The organism is Lacunisphaera limnophila (assembly GCF_001746835.1).
Classification (GTDB): Bacteria; Verrucomicrobiota; Verrucomicrobiia; order Opitutales; family Opitutaceae; genus Lacunisphaera; species Lacunisphaera limnophila.
On record NZ_CP016094.1, the window covers coordinates 2,751,386 to 2,765,910 of the forward strand.

Genomic DNA, 14,525 nt, shown 5'->3' on the forward strand with positions numbered 1-14,525 from the left:
GGGGTTCGGCGACCCCGCCCTACATCAAGGCAGCCTTAGGCTTTCGCCTTGTCCGTGTAGAGCGCGACCAGCGCGGCGCCGATGGCCTGGGACAGCTCGCCGAGGGTGGCGGGCAGGACCTTGAGCTTCTCGGCCTGTTTCGGCCAAAGGTAGGGCAGGGCGCTTTCGCGGATGATCCGGAGGTAGCGCTCGCGGAACTCCGGGGTCGTGGCCTCGGGATCGATCAGGCCGCCGCCGATGACGACGTACTCCGCGTCCACGGCGACGAGCAGCGATGCCATGTGCAGACCCAGGGCCTTGGCCTGGAAGTTGAAGATGTCGATCGCGAGCGGGTCGCCCTTCTGGGCCAGCGTCCGGAGCGAAAAGGCCTTTTCCTTGATCGGGGCGGGCGAGGTGTGGAAAGGGTGGGTGGGATGCTTCGGGAGGAATTCCTGGAGCAGTTGGGGCAGGCCGGAGATCGTGGTGTAGGGCTCGATGCAGCCCCAGTCGCGGCCGCAGCCGCACTTGAGCGGCTTCATGCCGCCGAGCAGTTGGAGGATCGCGGGCATGTGACCGCCTTCCATGCCGTTGAGCGTGTCGCCCTCGAGCGGGAGCCCGTTGGCATCCACATAGGCGACGCCGAGACCGGAGCCGGGGGCGAGCATCAGGACCGTGGCCTTCGAGTCACCGCGGACACGCTGAGCCTCGCCCACGCCGCCGTAGTTGCCGTCATTGCCGACGACCAGCGGCACCGCCCGGCCGGCGGCGGCGGCGATGGCCGCGCTGTAGTCCGCATGAAAATTCCAGCCCTCAAAGCTCTTGGGGAGGTTGGAGGCGCGGCCCATGATGCCATAGCCGAGGTAGGGGCCGGGGATGGCCAGACCGACGCCCTTGACCTGATCCCAGCTGAGCTGGTTGTCGGCGAGGAAGCCAACGACTCCATCCACCCAGCCCTTGATCACCGCGGCCGTGCCGGCCTGGGAGTTGGTCGAGCTCTGGCGGAGCTTGGTCGAAATGATCGTGCCGTCGGCCCAGACGCCGCCGGTCTTGGAGGTGGTGGCGCCGCTGTCGGTGCCGAGAAAGATGCCTTGGGAAGGGGAGCTCATGGAGCGCGGAGGTTCGCTTTTCGCGCACCTCCGCGCAAGTAACAAGTGGCAGGGGGACGAGCTTGGGCCCCGTCGGGGGTCCGCCTCACTTCATGCCGAAGTGCTTGCAGACGATTTCGGTCAGGAAGCCGATGAGGCCGCAGACGGGGAGGGTGAAGATCCAGGCCCAGACGATGCGCTCGACGATGCCCCATTTCACGGCGCCGAAGCGTTTCATCGCGCCCACGCCCATGATGGAGGTGGAGATCGCGTGCGTGGTGGAGAGGGGGATGCCCCAGTGCGAGGCGGTTTGGATGACGAGGGCCGCGGTGGTCTCGGCGGCGAAGCCGTGCACGGGCTGGAGCTTCACCATCTTGTGGCCCATGGTGCGGATGATGCGCCAGCCGCCGGCGGCGGTGCCGGCGGCCATGACAAGGGCGCAGGTGATCATGACCCAGCGGTCGACCGCGAACTCGGGCGTGCGGAGGAACGCGGCCCAGACCGGGAGGCTGTCGAAGGCGCCGCTGCTGGTGCCGGTGAACAGGGCCAGCGCGATGATGCCCATGGTTTTCTGGGCGTCATTGGTGCCATGGCTGAATCCCATCCAGGCGGCGCTCACAAGCTGCAGCTTGCCGAATACCCCGTTGACGATGCGGGGGGTGAAACGGTGGACCACCATGAGGAGCAGGAACATCAGGAACGCCCCGCCGACGAAGCCAACCACGGGCGAGACGAGCATGGGCATCACGACCTTGGGCCAGAGTCCGGTGGCCGCGCCCTTGGCGTTGGTGCTGGCCCAGACGAGGACGTTCCAGTCGCCATCGGCCGAGGCGAGGGCGGCGCCGCACAGGCCGCCGATGAGGGCGTGGCTGGAGCTGGAGGGCAGGCCGAGCCACCAGGTGATGAGATTCCAGATGATGGCGCCGACAAGGGCGGAGAAGATGGTGGCCATCGTCACCACGCTCGTGTCCACGAGGCCCTTGCCGATGGTGGTGGCCACGGCGGTGCCGGCGAGGGCGCCGATCAGGTTGAAGAAGGCCGCGAGCCAGATGGCCTGCCGCGGGGTGAGCACCTTGGTCGAGACAACCGTGGCGATGGCGTTGGCGGCGTCGTGAAAGCCGTTGATGTACTCGAAAATGAGCGCCGTCAGGAGGACGATCAGGAATATGGTCATGGGGCGCGGCGGCGGTCGGCGGCAGGCGGGCTCAGGAGTACTTCAGCATGATCTGAAGCACGATCTGGCCGGCGTCGCGGGCGCGGTCGACGGCGGCCTCCACGAGATCGTAGAGCTCCATGAGAATGACGACTTCCTTGGCCTCGTAGGGGCCGTTGTAGAGGTCCTTGACCAAGGCGAGCATGACCTTGTCGGCCTCGCCCTCGGCAAACTGGAGGCGATTGTTCGCTTCCTGGATCCGCTCGAGGTTCACGCCCTTGCGCAGCTGCTTGACCATGAAGTCGACGGCCTCGACGGCCTCGACCAGCAGCACGATCTGGCGCTGCATGCTCTCGCGCGGCACGCGGGCCGGGCAGATGGTGAGGCGTTCGACGAGCTTCTCGACGGTCTTCGGGATGCGGTAGAGGGCAAGGGAGAGGGCCTCGATGTCCTCGCGTTCAAACGGGGTGACGAAGGTCTTGCAGAGCTCCTCGGTGATCTTCTGGGTGATCCGCTTGTCCTTGCGGCGGGCGTTGATGATGTCGTGGATGTTCGACGCGCTCGCCGAACTGTCTTCCCGCAGGATCTTGGCCAACAACTGCGTGCTGACGCGGGCCTCCTCGGCGCTGGCTTCAAGCAGATCGTAGAATTTCTCTTCCTTCCCCAGGAGCTTCTTGAACGAGATCATGGCCCAAAACCGAAACGGGAACAGCCCGGTGAGGCGAGGTGATATTTAACAAATGTTACAGCGCCTTATTTGTAAAATATTGCGCGTTAGTTGTGACCGTGGGTGGGGGCGCACCCGTTTGTGGGTATCCTTGCCCGATGTCGGGCCGGCGCATGAGTCGCGCGGCGCCATGCCGGACTAAAGTGGGGAGTCGTTCCCCGGGAAAAAGTGGGGCGGTCAACGGGATTCGAACCCGCGACCCCAAGAATCACAATCTTGTGCTCTAACCAGCTGAGCTATGACCGCCGTAAAATGAGGAGCGGCGAACATCCATATGGCCGCGAGGTATGTCAACAATTTCTCCCGCGGGATTCCCATTGCGGACGGGTCCGGGGTGGATTCCCTCCTATCCTTATGGCCCGTCTGCGTTTGGTGACCTTCAATCTAGCCCACGGTCGCGGTCCCCTGCCGGTCCACCAGAGCCTGCGTACGACGGCCCGGATCCGCGCCAACCTGCTGAAAATCGCCGCGCTGATCAAGAAGTTGGGCGCGGACATCGTGGCCGTCCAGGAGGTCGACGAGAACTCGCGCTGGAACGGGAGTTTCAATCACCTGACCTTTCTCAGCGAACATTGCGGCCTGCCCTTCACGGCGATCGGGCTCACCAACCAGCGCAGCGGCCGCTATCCCCTGAATTACGGCAACGGCGTCCTGTCGCGCTGGCCGGTCAAACATGCCGAGACCCAAACCTTTGGCCGCCGTCAGCTGGGCGACAAAGGGTTCCTCTATGCGGAGATCGAGCTTGGGCCCGACCGGCACCTGCCGGTGATCAGTCTGCACCTGCATCATACCTCGCGCCGGCAGCGCCTGCTCCAGGCGGGTATCCTGATGAAGTTCATGACCGAGCGCGCCGTCCGGCGCGGCGGCCGCTGGGTGGCCCCGCCGATCCTGTGCGGGGATTTCAACAACCCGCCGCACCGGCCCGATGCCACGGCCATGCTGCTGGGATTCTGCGAGGCATCGAACAACTACACGCTCCTGCCGAAGCGCGGGCGCACCTTTCCGGCGGCGCTGCCGGCCCTCCTCCTGGACTTTATCCTGCTGCCCGAGGAGTGCCGGCCGGTGCACAGCGAGGTGGTGCGCAGCTACGTGTCGGACCACCGGCCTGTGCTGGTTGATTTCGACCTGGATTAGGAGCGGCTCCGCGCAATTTACACTCGACCCCCGGGGGCGGCCGGCCGACGCTCCGCGTTTCATGGATCGCATCGCCGAGACCTTCGCCCGCCTCCGTCGTGAGCAACGCGCCGCCTTCGTCGCCTACCTCTGTGCGGGTGACCCCGATTTCGACACCTCGCTGGCCGCCTGCCGCGCCGTGATCGAGGCCGGGGCCGATGTGCTGGAGATCGGCGTGCCGTTTTCCGACCCGCTGGCGGACGGGCTCACCAACCAGCTGGCCGCCCAGCGCGCCCTCGACGGGGGCATGACGGCCGCGCGGGTTTTCGAGCTGGTGCGCCGCCTGCGGGAGACCAGCCAGGTGCCCATCGTTTTCTACACCTATTACAACCTGGTGTTCTCGAACGGCGTCGACGCCTATGTGCGCGCCGCGAAGGAGGCCGGCGTGGATGGCATCCTCACGCTCGACCTGCCGCCCGAGGAGGCCGGCGACGTGCAGGCTGCGTGTGCGGCTCATGGCGTGAAGACCGTGTTCATCGTCGCCCCCACCACGCCCGCCGCGCGCCTGGCGGTCATCGGCGCGGCCGCGACCGGTTTCATCTATTACGTGTCGCGCGAGGGCGTGACCGGCGTGCGCGACCAGGTGGCCACCAACATTCCCGAGGCCGTCGCCGCGATCAAGCGGCACACCGCGCTGCCGGTGGTCGTGGGCTTCGGCATTTCGACGCGCGAGCAGGTGCGACAGGTCGCCGGCACGGCCGACGGCGTCGTCGTCGGCAGCGCACTGGTGAACGTCATCAAGGCCGGCCTGGCCGACCGCGCCGCGGTGCCCGCGCGGCTGCGGGCCGTGGCGCAGGACTTGGTTGCCGGAACCCGCTGAGTGTGCTCCAGTCGCCCGTGCGTGAATAAAGTCCTGCTCATCGACGACAACTCGGCCGCCAACGACATGTTGTCGCGGATGGTGCCCCGGTTCGCCGACGGCCCGTGGGTGCTCGAGTGGGCCGACACCTACGCCACCGGCCTCAAGATGCTGCTCTCCGGCCGCTATGTCGTGTGCCTGCTCGACTACCGCCTGGATGACGGGAAGGACGGGTTGCAGCTGCTGCGCGAGGCGCGGGCCGCCGGCAACACCACGCCGACGATCTTTCTCACGGCCGACACCGATCCCACGCTGGATGAGGCGGCGTTGCAGGCCGGGGCGATGGATTTCCTCGTGAAGGCGGAGTTCACCCCGCGCATGCTGGCGCGCTCGGTGCGTTACGCGCGCAAGCTCGGCGACACCCTCGAGCAGCTCCGGTTGCTCGCGACGCATGATGCGCTCACCGGCCTGAAGAACCGCCGCGAGTTCGAACGGCTCATGGCGGAGGAGTGGCAGCGCTGCGCGCGTTTCCAGCGCTCCTTCTCGCTCGTGATCTGCGACATCGATCATTTCAAGCGGATCAACGACACCTACGGCCATGCCGCCGGTGACGCCGTGTTGCAACATGTAGCCGGCCTGCTCCGCGGCCAGCTGCGCACGGTGGATCAGCTCGCCCGCATCGGCGGTGAGGAATTTGCCATCATCATGCTCGAGACCGGGCGCGATGACGCCGTGCAGACGATCCAGCGCCTGCTGGTCCTGTTGGGTGAATCACCCTGCACCCTCGCGGACCATCCGGAGCCGGTGACGGTCACCCTGAGCGCCGGCCTGGCCACGATGCCGGAGGATGCCGACACGCAGCAAGGGTTGTTCGAGGCCGCCGACAAGGCGCTCTACACGGCCAAGCGCACCGGTCGCAACCGGCTCGTCACGGCTGGCGGCAAACTGGCCGTCAAGTGACCGCCTGACCGGCGGGCACCACGATGCGCAGACTGCGCGGGCGGACGGAGATTTCCAGGCGCGAGATCTCGGCGCGGGGTTCGCCATCGGTGTGGATCCAGCCCGGGCGGGCGCGCTCAATCACGAAACGTTCGCCTTCCCAGCGGCGGACCGATGCCGTGCGGTAGAGCGAGCCGTTGAACAGCCGCCACAGCAGCGGCACGGCATTGTGCAGGCCGACCGAGGGCACGGCGGTGACATTGAGCCGGCCGTCGTGCACCGAGGCACCGGGGGCGATGTAGGCGTTGTTGCCGTATTGGGAGGAATTGGAAATCGCCAGGGTGAAGGCCTCGACCTCGTCGCGGCCGCCGGCGTGGTGGATGGTGTAATGCTCGGGGCGGTGGGAGCGCCACGCGGCCACGCCGGTGCGCAGGTAGCCGGAGAACCCGCGGGAGGTCAGGGTGGCGAAGCGGCTGGCGATCACGGCTTCAAAGCCGAGGCCGGCCACGCAGAAGAACGGGTCGGCATTGACCATGCCGGTGTCGATGGCCACCGGCCGGCCGGTCAGCAGGGTGCGGAACGCGCCGCGCCCGGGATCCCGGATGCCGAGGTGACGGCCAAGCCCGTTGCCGGAACCGCAGGGGATGAGGCCGAAGCTAACGGGGGTGTCGATCAGGGCGCAGGCGACCTCGTTCATCGTGCCATCGCCGCCGATGGCCACCACCAGGGTGCAGCCCTCGTCGACCGCCCGCCGGGCCAGCTCCGTGGCATGCCGCGGCCGCTCGGTGTCGACGACGCGGGCATCCCAGCCATGTTCGGCGATAAAGGCCGCGGCGCGGTCGCGGAGATGCGGGTTGCGCCGGTTGCTGCCGGAGTGGGGGTTGAAGATGAACCGGGCTTTCAATCAGGGCGGATGAACCCCGCAGGCTGACAATTCGGGGCGGGATGGCAAAAGGAGTTTTGCAACAATTCGGGGACGCCGTTTCCATGGGCCGATGCCCCGTCCGATCCACGTCCTCACCGGTTGCACCGCCGTCGGCAAGACCGAGCTGGCCCTGCGGTGGGCCGAGGCCCACGGCGCCGAGATCGTGTCCTGTGACTCGCTGTTGTTCTACCGGGGGGCCGACATCGGCACGGCCAAGCCGTCACCGGCCGAGCTCGCGCGGGTGCCGCATCACCTCGTGGACTGCTGCGATCTGGCCGACCGGATGGATGTCACCCAATACGTGATCAGAGCACGGAAGGCGGTGATGGAAATCCTGGCCCGCGGCCGGCAGGTGTTGGTGACCGGGGGGAGTGGATTTTACCTCAAGGCTTTCTTTGCCCCGGTCGCCGATGAGGTGGCGGTGGCTCCGGATATAAGGGAGGGCGTGAGGCAGCGGCTGGCCAGTGCCGGGCTGGCGTCCCTGGTGGAGGAATTGCAGCGGTTGAATCCCGCCGGGCTGGGCGGCTTAGATATCCAGAATCCCCGCCGGGTGACCAGGGCCTTGGAGCGGTGCCTCGCGTCGGGGCGGACGCTGGGTGAACTGCAGGCCGCCTTTGACGCGCTGCCTTCGGCCTTTGCGGATTTGGAGGTCAGGTTGTGCCAACTGGTGCGGGAGCCCGCCGAACTGGACGCACGCATCACGACGCGGGTCGAGCAAATGGTGCGGGCCGGACTGGTGGCGGAAGTCCGCGGACTCCTGGAACGCGGCGGGTTGAAGGAAAATCCGAGCGTAGCGGGGGCGATCGGTTATCGGGAAACCATCGATTTTCTCGAGGGCCGGTTGGCGGAAAGCGACCTGACCGCGGTCATCGCGCGCAATACGCGGGCGCTGGTGAAAAAACAACGCACCTGGTTCAAAACGCAGCTGCCGGTCCACCCACTCGTGCCGGCGGACTCAGCCGACCCGGGGCGGCTCTTTGCGGCGCCAGTTTAACCAGAGGGTGAGCAGGGGGGCGGCGATGAAAGCGAAGAGGAGGTAGACCCCGCCGATGGTCACGGGGAGGCCGACCGGACCGGTGCTCCAGCGGTACGCCCGGGCGACGGCGCGCACCTGTTCCTCGGATTCACCCGCCGCCCGCATCCGCGCGACCTGCCAGTCAAGGTGGAGGTCGGGGTAGTCGCGGTTGATAAATTGCAGGTAGAGGGACAGGAAAATATAAACGCCCATCGCGGCGACGAGCGCGGTGAGCAGGCCGCGGAGCAGGCCCTGCCAGACGGGAAGCCAATAGCGGTTGGCCTCGTGCAGTTGCTGATGCAGGGCGCGCCACAGCGCGACGATCAGGATGACCTCGGCCCCGTAGTTGGCGAGGTGGCCCAGGCCGATGTGCTCGGTGTGGAGACCCAGCGCCCAGGCCAGGAGCAGCCAGAGGCTCGTCGCGACCGCCGCCAGGAGGCCGTATTTCAGCGGAGGCGACACGTCAGGGGTTGGCGGGTTTGGACTGGCCGGCTTGGATCTGGCGCAGGATCAGGTCCTCGGCGGCGGAGGTCTGGGGCGGGGGTGGCGCAGCCGGGAGACCGGCCGGGGCCGACGGGGGCATGACTCCGCCCCCTTGGGTTTGGGCAATGAGCTGGCGGGCGGCGTTGACGTTCTGGCCGGTGGGGAAGCGGGTGATGTATTCCTGCCAGATCTCGACGGCCCGCCCGGGCTGCTTGAAATCGTCGAGAAAGAGACCGCCCTGGTTGAAGAGGCTGAACTCGTGTGTGGGGCTCATCTTCTGGGCCAGGTTATATTGGACGAGGGCGTCATCCGGCTTGCCGGCGAAGCGGTAGGCGTTGCCCAGGTCGGTGCGGATGTCCGCGTCGTCGCTGCCCTGGCGGATGGCGGATTGGTAATGCTCGATGGCCTGGGCCCAGTTCTGGTGGTCGTAATAGAAATTGCCGAGGGTGCGGGCGGCCTGGGGCGGAGTCTGGCCGGCGGTGAGATCCACGGCCGGCCGGTGGGTGGTCGGATCCGGGTTGGCCGGAGCGCTGGTCAGGGACGCCATGGTGCCGGCGGGCGCGGGACGGCGGACAATAAAATAGGTGAGGGTGCCCCCGAAGAGCGCCCCGAACAGGGCGATGATCACAATCGTGGACCACGAAGAGGCCGCGGGGGGAGGAGGGGTCTTTTTGCTCATGCGCACCCGCGAGCTGAAGGTACGGACAAGGTGATGGCAACGCGTGAATCCGGGGGCGGGTGCCCGGATGGGAGGTGGCGGCGGTCCATGACCGCCGCTACAGGCGCCGAAGTTGTTCCGGGGTCAGCGACCCCGGCTACAAGGTATCAGGGAAGCTCAACCGCGTAACGTTGCAGGGAGCTGCCCTCGATGCGGTGGAGGGCGGCGATGGCGGTGTGCAGCGTGGCCTTGGCCTGCAGCTCGTTCACGCGGGCGGATTCCAGATCGTCCTGCGCCTCGAGGACGCGGCGGCTGGTGGAGAGGCCGGCGTCGAACTTGGCCTTCTCGAGCTCGTATTGCTTCTGGCTGAGGGCGGAGGCGAGGGAGGCGATCTTCACGCTCTCCAGGTTGGTCTCGACGGAGCGCACCGCGCTGCGGACCTGGAGCTCGATGGTTTGCTCCGTCTGCCGCAGGCGCGACTGTTCGCGGCTCAGGGCGGCGAGGCTCTGGCGCTCGCGGGCCCGGTCGGATTTCTGGCCCCAGGGATAATTGAAGGCGAAGTCCACCTGCCAGGCCTTGTTCTGCCGGTCAAAGGCGTCGCCGAAGGCGTCGGAGGTGCTGCCGTTGGTGCCGCTGAGACCGAGCGCGGCGCCGACAGTGAGGTCGGGCCGGGCGGCATCCTTGGCGAGTTTCAGGTCGATGCGGAACTGCTCGATGGCGGCCTGGGAGGAGAGATAGTCGGGCTGGTTCTGCTTGGCCATCGCGTAGGAGGAGGCGAAGACGGGGGCGGCGGCGGTGACTTCCTTGAAGCGAACGGTGCCGAGCGCGGCGTCGAGCTCGAACTGGCCGATGAGGGCGAGCAGGCCATCCTGGCGATCCTTGACGGACTGCTCCGCGAGAATGACGCTGCGGTGGGCGTTGGCCACGCCGACCTCCGCCTGGAGGACATCGAGGTCGGTGGCGACGCCGGTGTCGCGGCGGGTCTTGGCCTCATCGAGCAACTTGTTGGCGAGGGTGAGGGAGAAGTTGCGGACGGCGAGCTGCTCGCGGGCGTAGGCCAGGTTGTAGTAGGCGTTCTCGGTGTCCTGGATGATGTCGAGGACACGGGCCTTGTACTCGAGGTTGGCCCGGGCGAAGCCGATCTCGGCGCGCTCGATGCCGGCGCGGTTGATGGCGAGGCCGGCGCCGTTGAGGAGGGACTGGCGGACGGAGAGGGTGAGGTCGGCGGCGTAGGCGGGATTGAGAAGGGGGGCCGGGTCGGAGGAGCTGCGGTTAAGGCGGCTGCTGGCGCTCACGGTGGTGCCGGTCTGGAGGCGCTGGGTGACGCCGACGCGCAGGTCGGTATCCTTGCTCTCGAAGCCCGGGGCGGTGTTTTCCCCGGTGGAGCCGGTGACCGAGAGTTGCGGTTCGAAACCGCCGCGGGCGACGACGATGCTGTCCTGCGCGATCTGCGGGGCGAAGCGGCTGATCTCGAGGTCGAAATTCTTCTGGAGGGCGCGGGCGATGCATTGCTCCAGGGTCAGCTCGGGACCGGCGGCCTCGGTGGTGGCGCCGGGGACCGAGGTGGGCACGCTGTCCTGGGCGCGGGCGGCCGAGCACAGGAGCAGGGCGGCCAATGATGAGGCGGTGAGACGGCGAAGGAGCTGGGTCATGAGAGGGAAAGGCTGGTCAGCGGTACAACACGCGAACGGCGACCAAAGTTTAAGCTTTTTGTGACGGTGGCAAACCACGAAGGTTTCCCGGACAACAAAAAGCCACCGCAGGGAGGCGGTGGCAGTGAGCTCTTATCCGGGCGGTGTTTAGGCGGGATGAGCGGCTTGGGGCGGGCAGGGGGACTTAGGGGGTCGCCGCTTCAGGGCTGTTCTTGGCGAGTTCCGCTTCCACGAGACCGCCGAGGATGGCGTTTTCGTTGCTGCTGGAGGCAAAGCTCATGAGCTGGGTCTGGACCTCCGCGTAACGCGGGTTGGCGGGGGTGAGGTCAGGCAATTTCTTCTCCTGGACATAGACCAGCAGACCCTTGTCCCCCGAACCAATGAGGTCGGAAACCTGGCCGGTTTCCAGGGAACCCAAGGCCCCCATGGCGGGCTGGGGAAAGTCCTGCGGCGGCTGGCGGAGGGTGAAGGAGGCGTAGGTCTTGACCTCAAGTTTTTCGTCCGCGGCCGCGGCGGCGAAGGCCGCCGGGCTCCCGGCCGCCTGCAGGCGGGCCTTGAGGGCGTTGCCGCGCTCGATGAAGAGACGGCGCTTTTCGGTGGTGCGATAATCGGCCAGGGCGCGCTCGCGGACTTCCGCGAAGATGGGCTGGTAGGCGGGCAGGCTTTCCTGCCACAGCATCACCACAAAGCCATCGGGAGTGGGGAGGGCGTCGGAGAAGGGGCGGTCCTTGGTCAGGCGGGCAATGGCCTCGGCGTAGCTGCCGAGCCAGGTGCGGTCGGCCGGGGGGGCATCGGGCGCGAAGGGCGGGATGGCCACGGGGGTCAGGCGCACGCCGGAGAGGAAGGCGGCCAGCTCCGGGGCGTTGGGGGCGAATTTCTTCTCGAAGAGGGCGACCGTCAGGTTGTTGGCGGCCTGGGAGGCGAGCTTGCGGCTGGCGAGGTCGCGGAGGGTGGACTCGACCTCGGCGCGGACCTTGGGGAAGTTGTCGGCCCCGGCGGCGTCGAGGGCGGCGTCGGGTTTGCCGGCCTCGGTCGGCACCGGGAAGCGGCTGGGATTGGCGGTATAGAAGGCGCGGAGCTCCTCCTCGGTCGGGCCGACGGGCGGGGCGAAGGCGGCGGCCTTGAACTCGACGAGGCTCATCCGGGGACGGGCGGGTACGTCATAGCGGAAGGCGTTTTCCTCATGAAATTTTTTCAGGACCTCTTCCGACGGGTTGATGGCCGGGGCGAAGCTGGCGTAGTCGAGGGAAGCCACCTGGACGGTCCAGGTGGAGTCGATGCGGGAAAGCTGCTGTTTCACATCCGACGGGAGCACGTAGCCGGGGCCACCGACGATCTTGACGAGCGCCTCGAGGCGGGTGTCGTCGCGCAGGACGCGGGTGACGCCGGCGGCGGTAAAGGGGCTGCCGCTGGACTTGAGGGAATCGCCGAAGCGGGTGTAGACGGACTGGTCAAACTCGCCCTTCTCGTTCTGGAAGGCGCGGAGGGTGGTGACATATTTCGCCACCTGCTCGGAGGTGGGGACGGGCAGGTGGAGCTCGTCGGCGAGGGCGAGGCCGGCGACACGCTGGAGGGCGTACTGCTGGAGTTGGGCGCCTTGGAGGGCGGGGTAGCCGGCCCGGAGGTAGCCGCTGAGCTCACCATCGGTGAAGACGCGGCTCGCCTGTTCCTGGTTGGCGAGGTTGACGTTGAAGAATTGCTGCTGCCGGACCTTGACGTCGGCCATGCCGATGCCGGAGGACTGGCTGTAGATGAACACCATCGGCAGACCGATGATGATCAACATCACGAACATCACGAGGGGGATGTGCTTCTGAAAGTACTTTTGAATCCAGGAAATCATGGGGGAAAGGGTAAGAGCCAATAGAAGGCCTCCCTCCTCTGTCAACAGGCGAAGCGGCGGGGAGGGGGAGGAGGGTGCGGGTCCCCGCGGCCGGCTCAGTCCAGGGCGGCGCGGATGACCGCGGCCAGGGCGGCATAGTCCCCGTCAGACAGCAAAACCTTCGGGTCTGGCATCATGGTGAAGGTCGTGCCCCACGAGGGACCGTCGACGTACTTTGGCACCAGGTGGACATGCAGGTGGGGGAGCTTGTCGGAGTAGGCCCCGTAATTGATCTTCGCGGCGCCGAGCGACGTGCGCATCGCCTTGGCCGCGCGGGCGACATCGGCGGTGAACCGGGCCAGCTCCGGGGCGGGCAGTTCGTAGAGCTCGTTGACGTGGCCGTGATAGGCCACGACGCAACGGCCGCGGTAAGTCTGCTCCTTGAAGAGGTAGAGGGTTGAGACCGAAAGCGGGGCCAACTCGATCATCAGGTCGTGCAGGCGCTGGTCCTTGCGGCAATAGAAGCAGTCGGGGAGGGTGCTCATGGGGCCAGCGTGGGCCGGGCGTTGCCACCTGTCGAGGCCGGGGCGCGGGGCGCGGAGCGGACCGGCCGTTCGGCCTCAGGCGCGGCTGAGGCCGGCAAACTGCTCGGCCGAGATCGTCAGGGCCCGGCCGAAGCCGGCGACAAAGCGGAAGGTCTGCGGTTCAATGACGACGAGAGAAAAATCCTGAAACGAGAACAGCCCTTCGCTTTGGGGCAATTTGGCCAGATAACAGGACCGGGCCTCCGCATACGCGGGGTCTTCGGGCGGGCACAAGCGGGCGCGGCCTTGCACACTGACGCGAGGGAGGGCGAGGGGAGAGGTGGTGGCGTCGGGCGTGGCTATCACGAGCAGGCCGACGGCCGGGTTGGCGATAAGGTCCCCTGTGTGGGCGGCCAGACGGCTGACATGAATGACAAAGCCGCGGCCCCCGGGCAGGAGGGCGAAAGGCACCATGGAGCCGGCGGGCTCGCCCTGATGGAGCGTGGAGAGCGCCGCGACCGGTTGCTTTTCCAGCAGGGTGAGGAGGAGGTGGGTGTCGGAGGCGTCCATCGGGAAGGGAAACGGGGGCCGGGCGCAAAAAAGCCGGATCTGTGGCAGACCCGGCTTGGTGGGTGGGTATACCGTGGCTCAGGCCAGCTTGGCGCCGCGGGCTTGAGCGGCGCGGATAAGGGCGTCGGCCATATCGCTCGGGGTGATGGCGCACTCGATGCCGCATTCCTTGAAGATCGCGATCTTCGCGGCGGCGGTGTCTTCGGCGCCGCCGACGACGGCGCCGGCGTGGCCCATGCGGCGGCCGGCCGGGGCGGTGGCTCCGGCGATGAAACCTGCGACGGGTTTCTTGCAGTTCGCCTTGATCCAGCGGGCGGCCTCGGCTTCGGCGCTGCCGCCGATCTCACCGATCATGATGATGCCCCAGGTGTCGGGGTCGTCGTTGAAGAGCTTGATGACGTCCAGGTGCGACGTGCCGTTGACCGGATCGCCGCCGATACCGACGGAGGTGGTCTGGCCGAGGCCCTTGGAGGTGAGCTGGAAGACGGCCTCGTAGGTGAGGGTGCCGGAACGGGAAACGACGCCGACGTGGCCCTGCTTGTGGATGTAGCCGGGAGCGATGCCGATGCGGCAGCCGCCGGTGGAGTCCTTGCCTGCGCCGGGGGTGACGATACCGGGGCAATTGGGCCCGATGAGGCGGGTCTTGCGGCCGGCCAGGGCGCGCTTGGCGGAGATCATGTCCTTGATCGGAATGCCCTCGGTGATGGCGACGCAGAGATCGAGCTCGGCGTCGGCGCACTCAAGGATGGCGTCGGCCGCGAACGGCGGCGGCACGAAGACGGTGGAGACGGTGGCACCGGTGGCGGCGACGGCGTCGCGGACGGTGTTGAAGATCGGCACCTTGTGGCCGTTGTGCTCGAAGAACTGGCCGCCCTTGCCGGGGGTGACGCCGGCGGCGATCTGGGTGCCGTAGTCGAGCGAGAGCTTGGTGTGGCGCGCGCCGAATTCGCCGGTGATGCCCTGAACGAGGACCTTGGTTGCGGGAGTGATGAGAATGGACATGGGAGAGGGGCGGTGGACG

Annotated in this window: 15 protein-coding genes and 1 tRNA gene; 4 read left to right on the top strand and 12 right to left on the bottom strand. The window is 67.2% G+C overall.

Annotated elements, in window-relative coordinates; all coding sequences use genetic code 11:
- Window positions 1–35: 35 nt before the first annotated feature.
- From Verru16B_RS11435 to Verru16B_RS11450, 4 genes are all read right to left on the bottom strand, one after another.
- Entirely contained in the window at window positions 36–1,085 is a 1,050-nt protein-coding gene (locus tag Verru16B_RS11435; protein ID WP_069962405.1) for an ROK family protein, read from the bottom strand.
- 85 nt (window positions 1,086–1,170) lie between these two features.
- A complete protein-coding gene (locus tag Verru16B_RS11440; protein WP_069962406.1) occupies window positions 1,171–2,238 on the bottom strand; it encodes an inorganic phosphate transporter in 1,068 nt (355 codons plus the stop codon).
- 31 nt (window positions 2,239–2,269) lie between these two features.
- Complete coding sequence (locus Verru16B_RS11445) at window positions 2,270–2,905, bottom strand: DUF47 domain-containing protein (protein WP_069962407.1); 636 nt, start codon at window positions 2,903–2,905, stop codon at window positions 2,270–2,272.
- A gap of 208 nt (window positions 2,906–3,113) precedes the next feature.
- A tRNA-His gene (locus Verru16B_RS11450) sits at window positions 3,114–3,190 on the bottom strand.
- Between the two features lie 108 nt (window positions 3,191–3,298).
- Between Verru16B_RS11450 and Verru16B_RS11455 the strand changes: the two genes are divergently transcribed.
- The 3 genes from Verru16B_RS11455 to Verru16B_RS11465 all read left to right on the top strand — a co-directional run bounded on the left by Verru16B_RS11455 (window position 3,299) and on the right by Verru16B_RS11465 (window position 5,876).
- Entirely contained in the window at window positions 3,299–4,078 is a 780-nt protein-coding gene (locus Verru16B_RS11455; RefSeq protein WP_069962408.1) for an endonuclease/exonuclease/phosphatase family protein, read from the top strand.
- A 61-nt stretch (window positions 4,079–4,139) separates the two neighbouring features.
- The gene (trpA, locus tag Verru16B_RS11460; RefSeq protein ID WP_069962409.1) at window positions 4,140–4,937 is read left to right on the top strand and encodes a tryptophan synthase subunit alpha; all 798 of its coding nucleotides are present in this window, start codon (window positions 4,140–4,142) and stop codon (window positions 4,935–4,937) included.
- Window positions 4,938–4,958: 21 nt separating this feature from the next.
- On the top strand, window positions 4,959–5,876 hold the full coding sequence (locus Verru16B_RS11465; RefSeq protein WP_069962410.1) for a GGDEF domain-containing protein: 918 nt from the start codon (window positions 4,959–4,961) through the stop codon (window positions 5,874–5,876).
- Here Verru16B_RS11465 and Verru16B_RS11470 read toward each other — a convergent pair.
- On the bottom strand, window positions 5,869–6,759 hold the full coding sequence (locus Verru16B_RS11470) for a diacylglycerol/lipid kinase family protein (protein WP_069962411.1): 891 nt from the start codon (window positions 6,757–6,759) through the stop codon (window positions 5,869–5,871). The two genes, Verru16B_RS11465 and Verru16B_RS11470, sit on opposite strands and share 8 nt — an antisense overlap.
- A 91-nt stretch (window positions 6,760–6,850) precedes the next feature.
- Here Verru16B_RS11470 and miaA point away from each other — a divergent pair, with 91 nt between their 5' ends.
- Window positions 6,851–7,774: a tRNA (adenosine(37)-N6)-dimethylallyltransferase MiaA gene (gene miaA / locus Verru16B_RS11475; protein ID WP_069962412.1), complete on the top strand. Its 924-nt coding sequence runs from the start codon at window positions 6,851–6,853 to the stop codon at window positions 7,772–7,774.
- Here miaA and Verru16B_RS11480 read toward each other — a convergent pair.
- The 7 genes from Verru16B_RS11480 to sucD all read right to left on the bottom strand — a co-directional run bounded on the left by Verru16B_RS11480 (window position 7,736) and on the right by sucD (window position 14,506).
- On the bottom strand, window positions 7,736–8,257 hold the full coding sequence (locus Verru16B_RS11480) for a DUF4199 family protein (RefSeq protein ID WP_069962413.1): 522 nt from the start codon (window positions 8,255–8,257) through the stop codon (window positions 7,736–7,738). The genes miaA and Verru16B_RS11480 overlap by 39 nt on opposite strands.
- A 1-nt stretch (window position 8,258) precedes the next feature.
- Window positions 8,259–8,957, bottom strand: coding sequence for a tetratricopeptide repeat protein (locus Verru16B_RS11485; RefSeq protein WP_069962414.1), 699 nt, complete (start codon window positions 8,955–8,957; stop codon window positions 8,259–8,261).
- 146 nt (window positions 8,958–9,103) lie between these two features.
- Window positions 9,104–10,588: a TolC family protein gene (locus Verru16B_RS11490; protein WP_069962415.1), complete on the bottom strand. Its 1,485-nt coding sequence runs from the start codon at window positions 10,586–10,588 to the stop codon at window positions 9,104–9,106.
- A gap of 184 nt (window positions 10,589–10,772) precedes the next feature.
- Window positions 10,773–12,431 carry a peptidylprolyl isomerase gene (locus Verru16B_RS11495; RefSeq protein ID WP_069962416.1) on the bottom strand — a complete coding sequence of 553 codons (1,659 nt, stop codon included), beginning with the start codon at window positions 12,429–12,431 and terminating at the stop codon, window positions 10,773–10,775.
- A gap of 95 nt (window positions 12,432–12,526) precedes the next feature.
- Window positions 12,527–12,955, bottom strand: a complete 429-nt coding sequence (locus Verru16B_RS11500) for an HIT family protein (RefSeq protein ID WP_069962417.1) — start codon at window positions 12,953–12,955, stop codon at window positions 12,527–12,529.
- A 75-nt stretch (window positions 12,956–13,030) separates the two neighbouring features.
- Window positions 13,031–13,504, bottom strand: coding sequence for a HugZ family pyridoxamine 5'-phosphate oxidase (locus Verru16B_RS11505; protein ID WP_069962418.1), 474 nt, complete (start codon window positions 13,502–13,504; stop codon window positions 13,031–13,033).
- A gap of 78 nt (window positions 13,505–13,582) precedes the next feature.
- The gene (gene sucD, locus Verru16B_RS11510) at window positions 13,583–14,506 is read right to left on the bottom strand and encodes a succinate--CoA ligase subunit alpha (protein ID WP_069962419.1); all 924 of its coding nucleotides are present in this window, start codon (window positions 14,504–14,506) and stop codon (window positions 13,583–13,585) included.
- Window positions 14,507–14,525 lie beyond the last annotated feature (19 nt).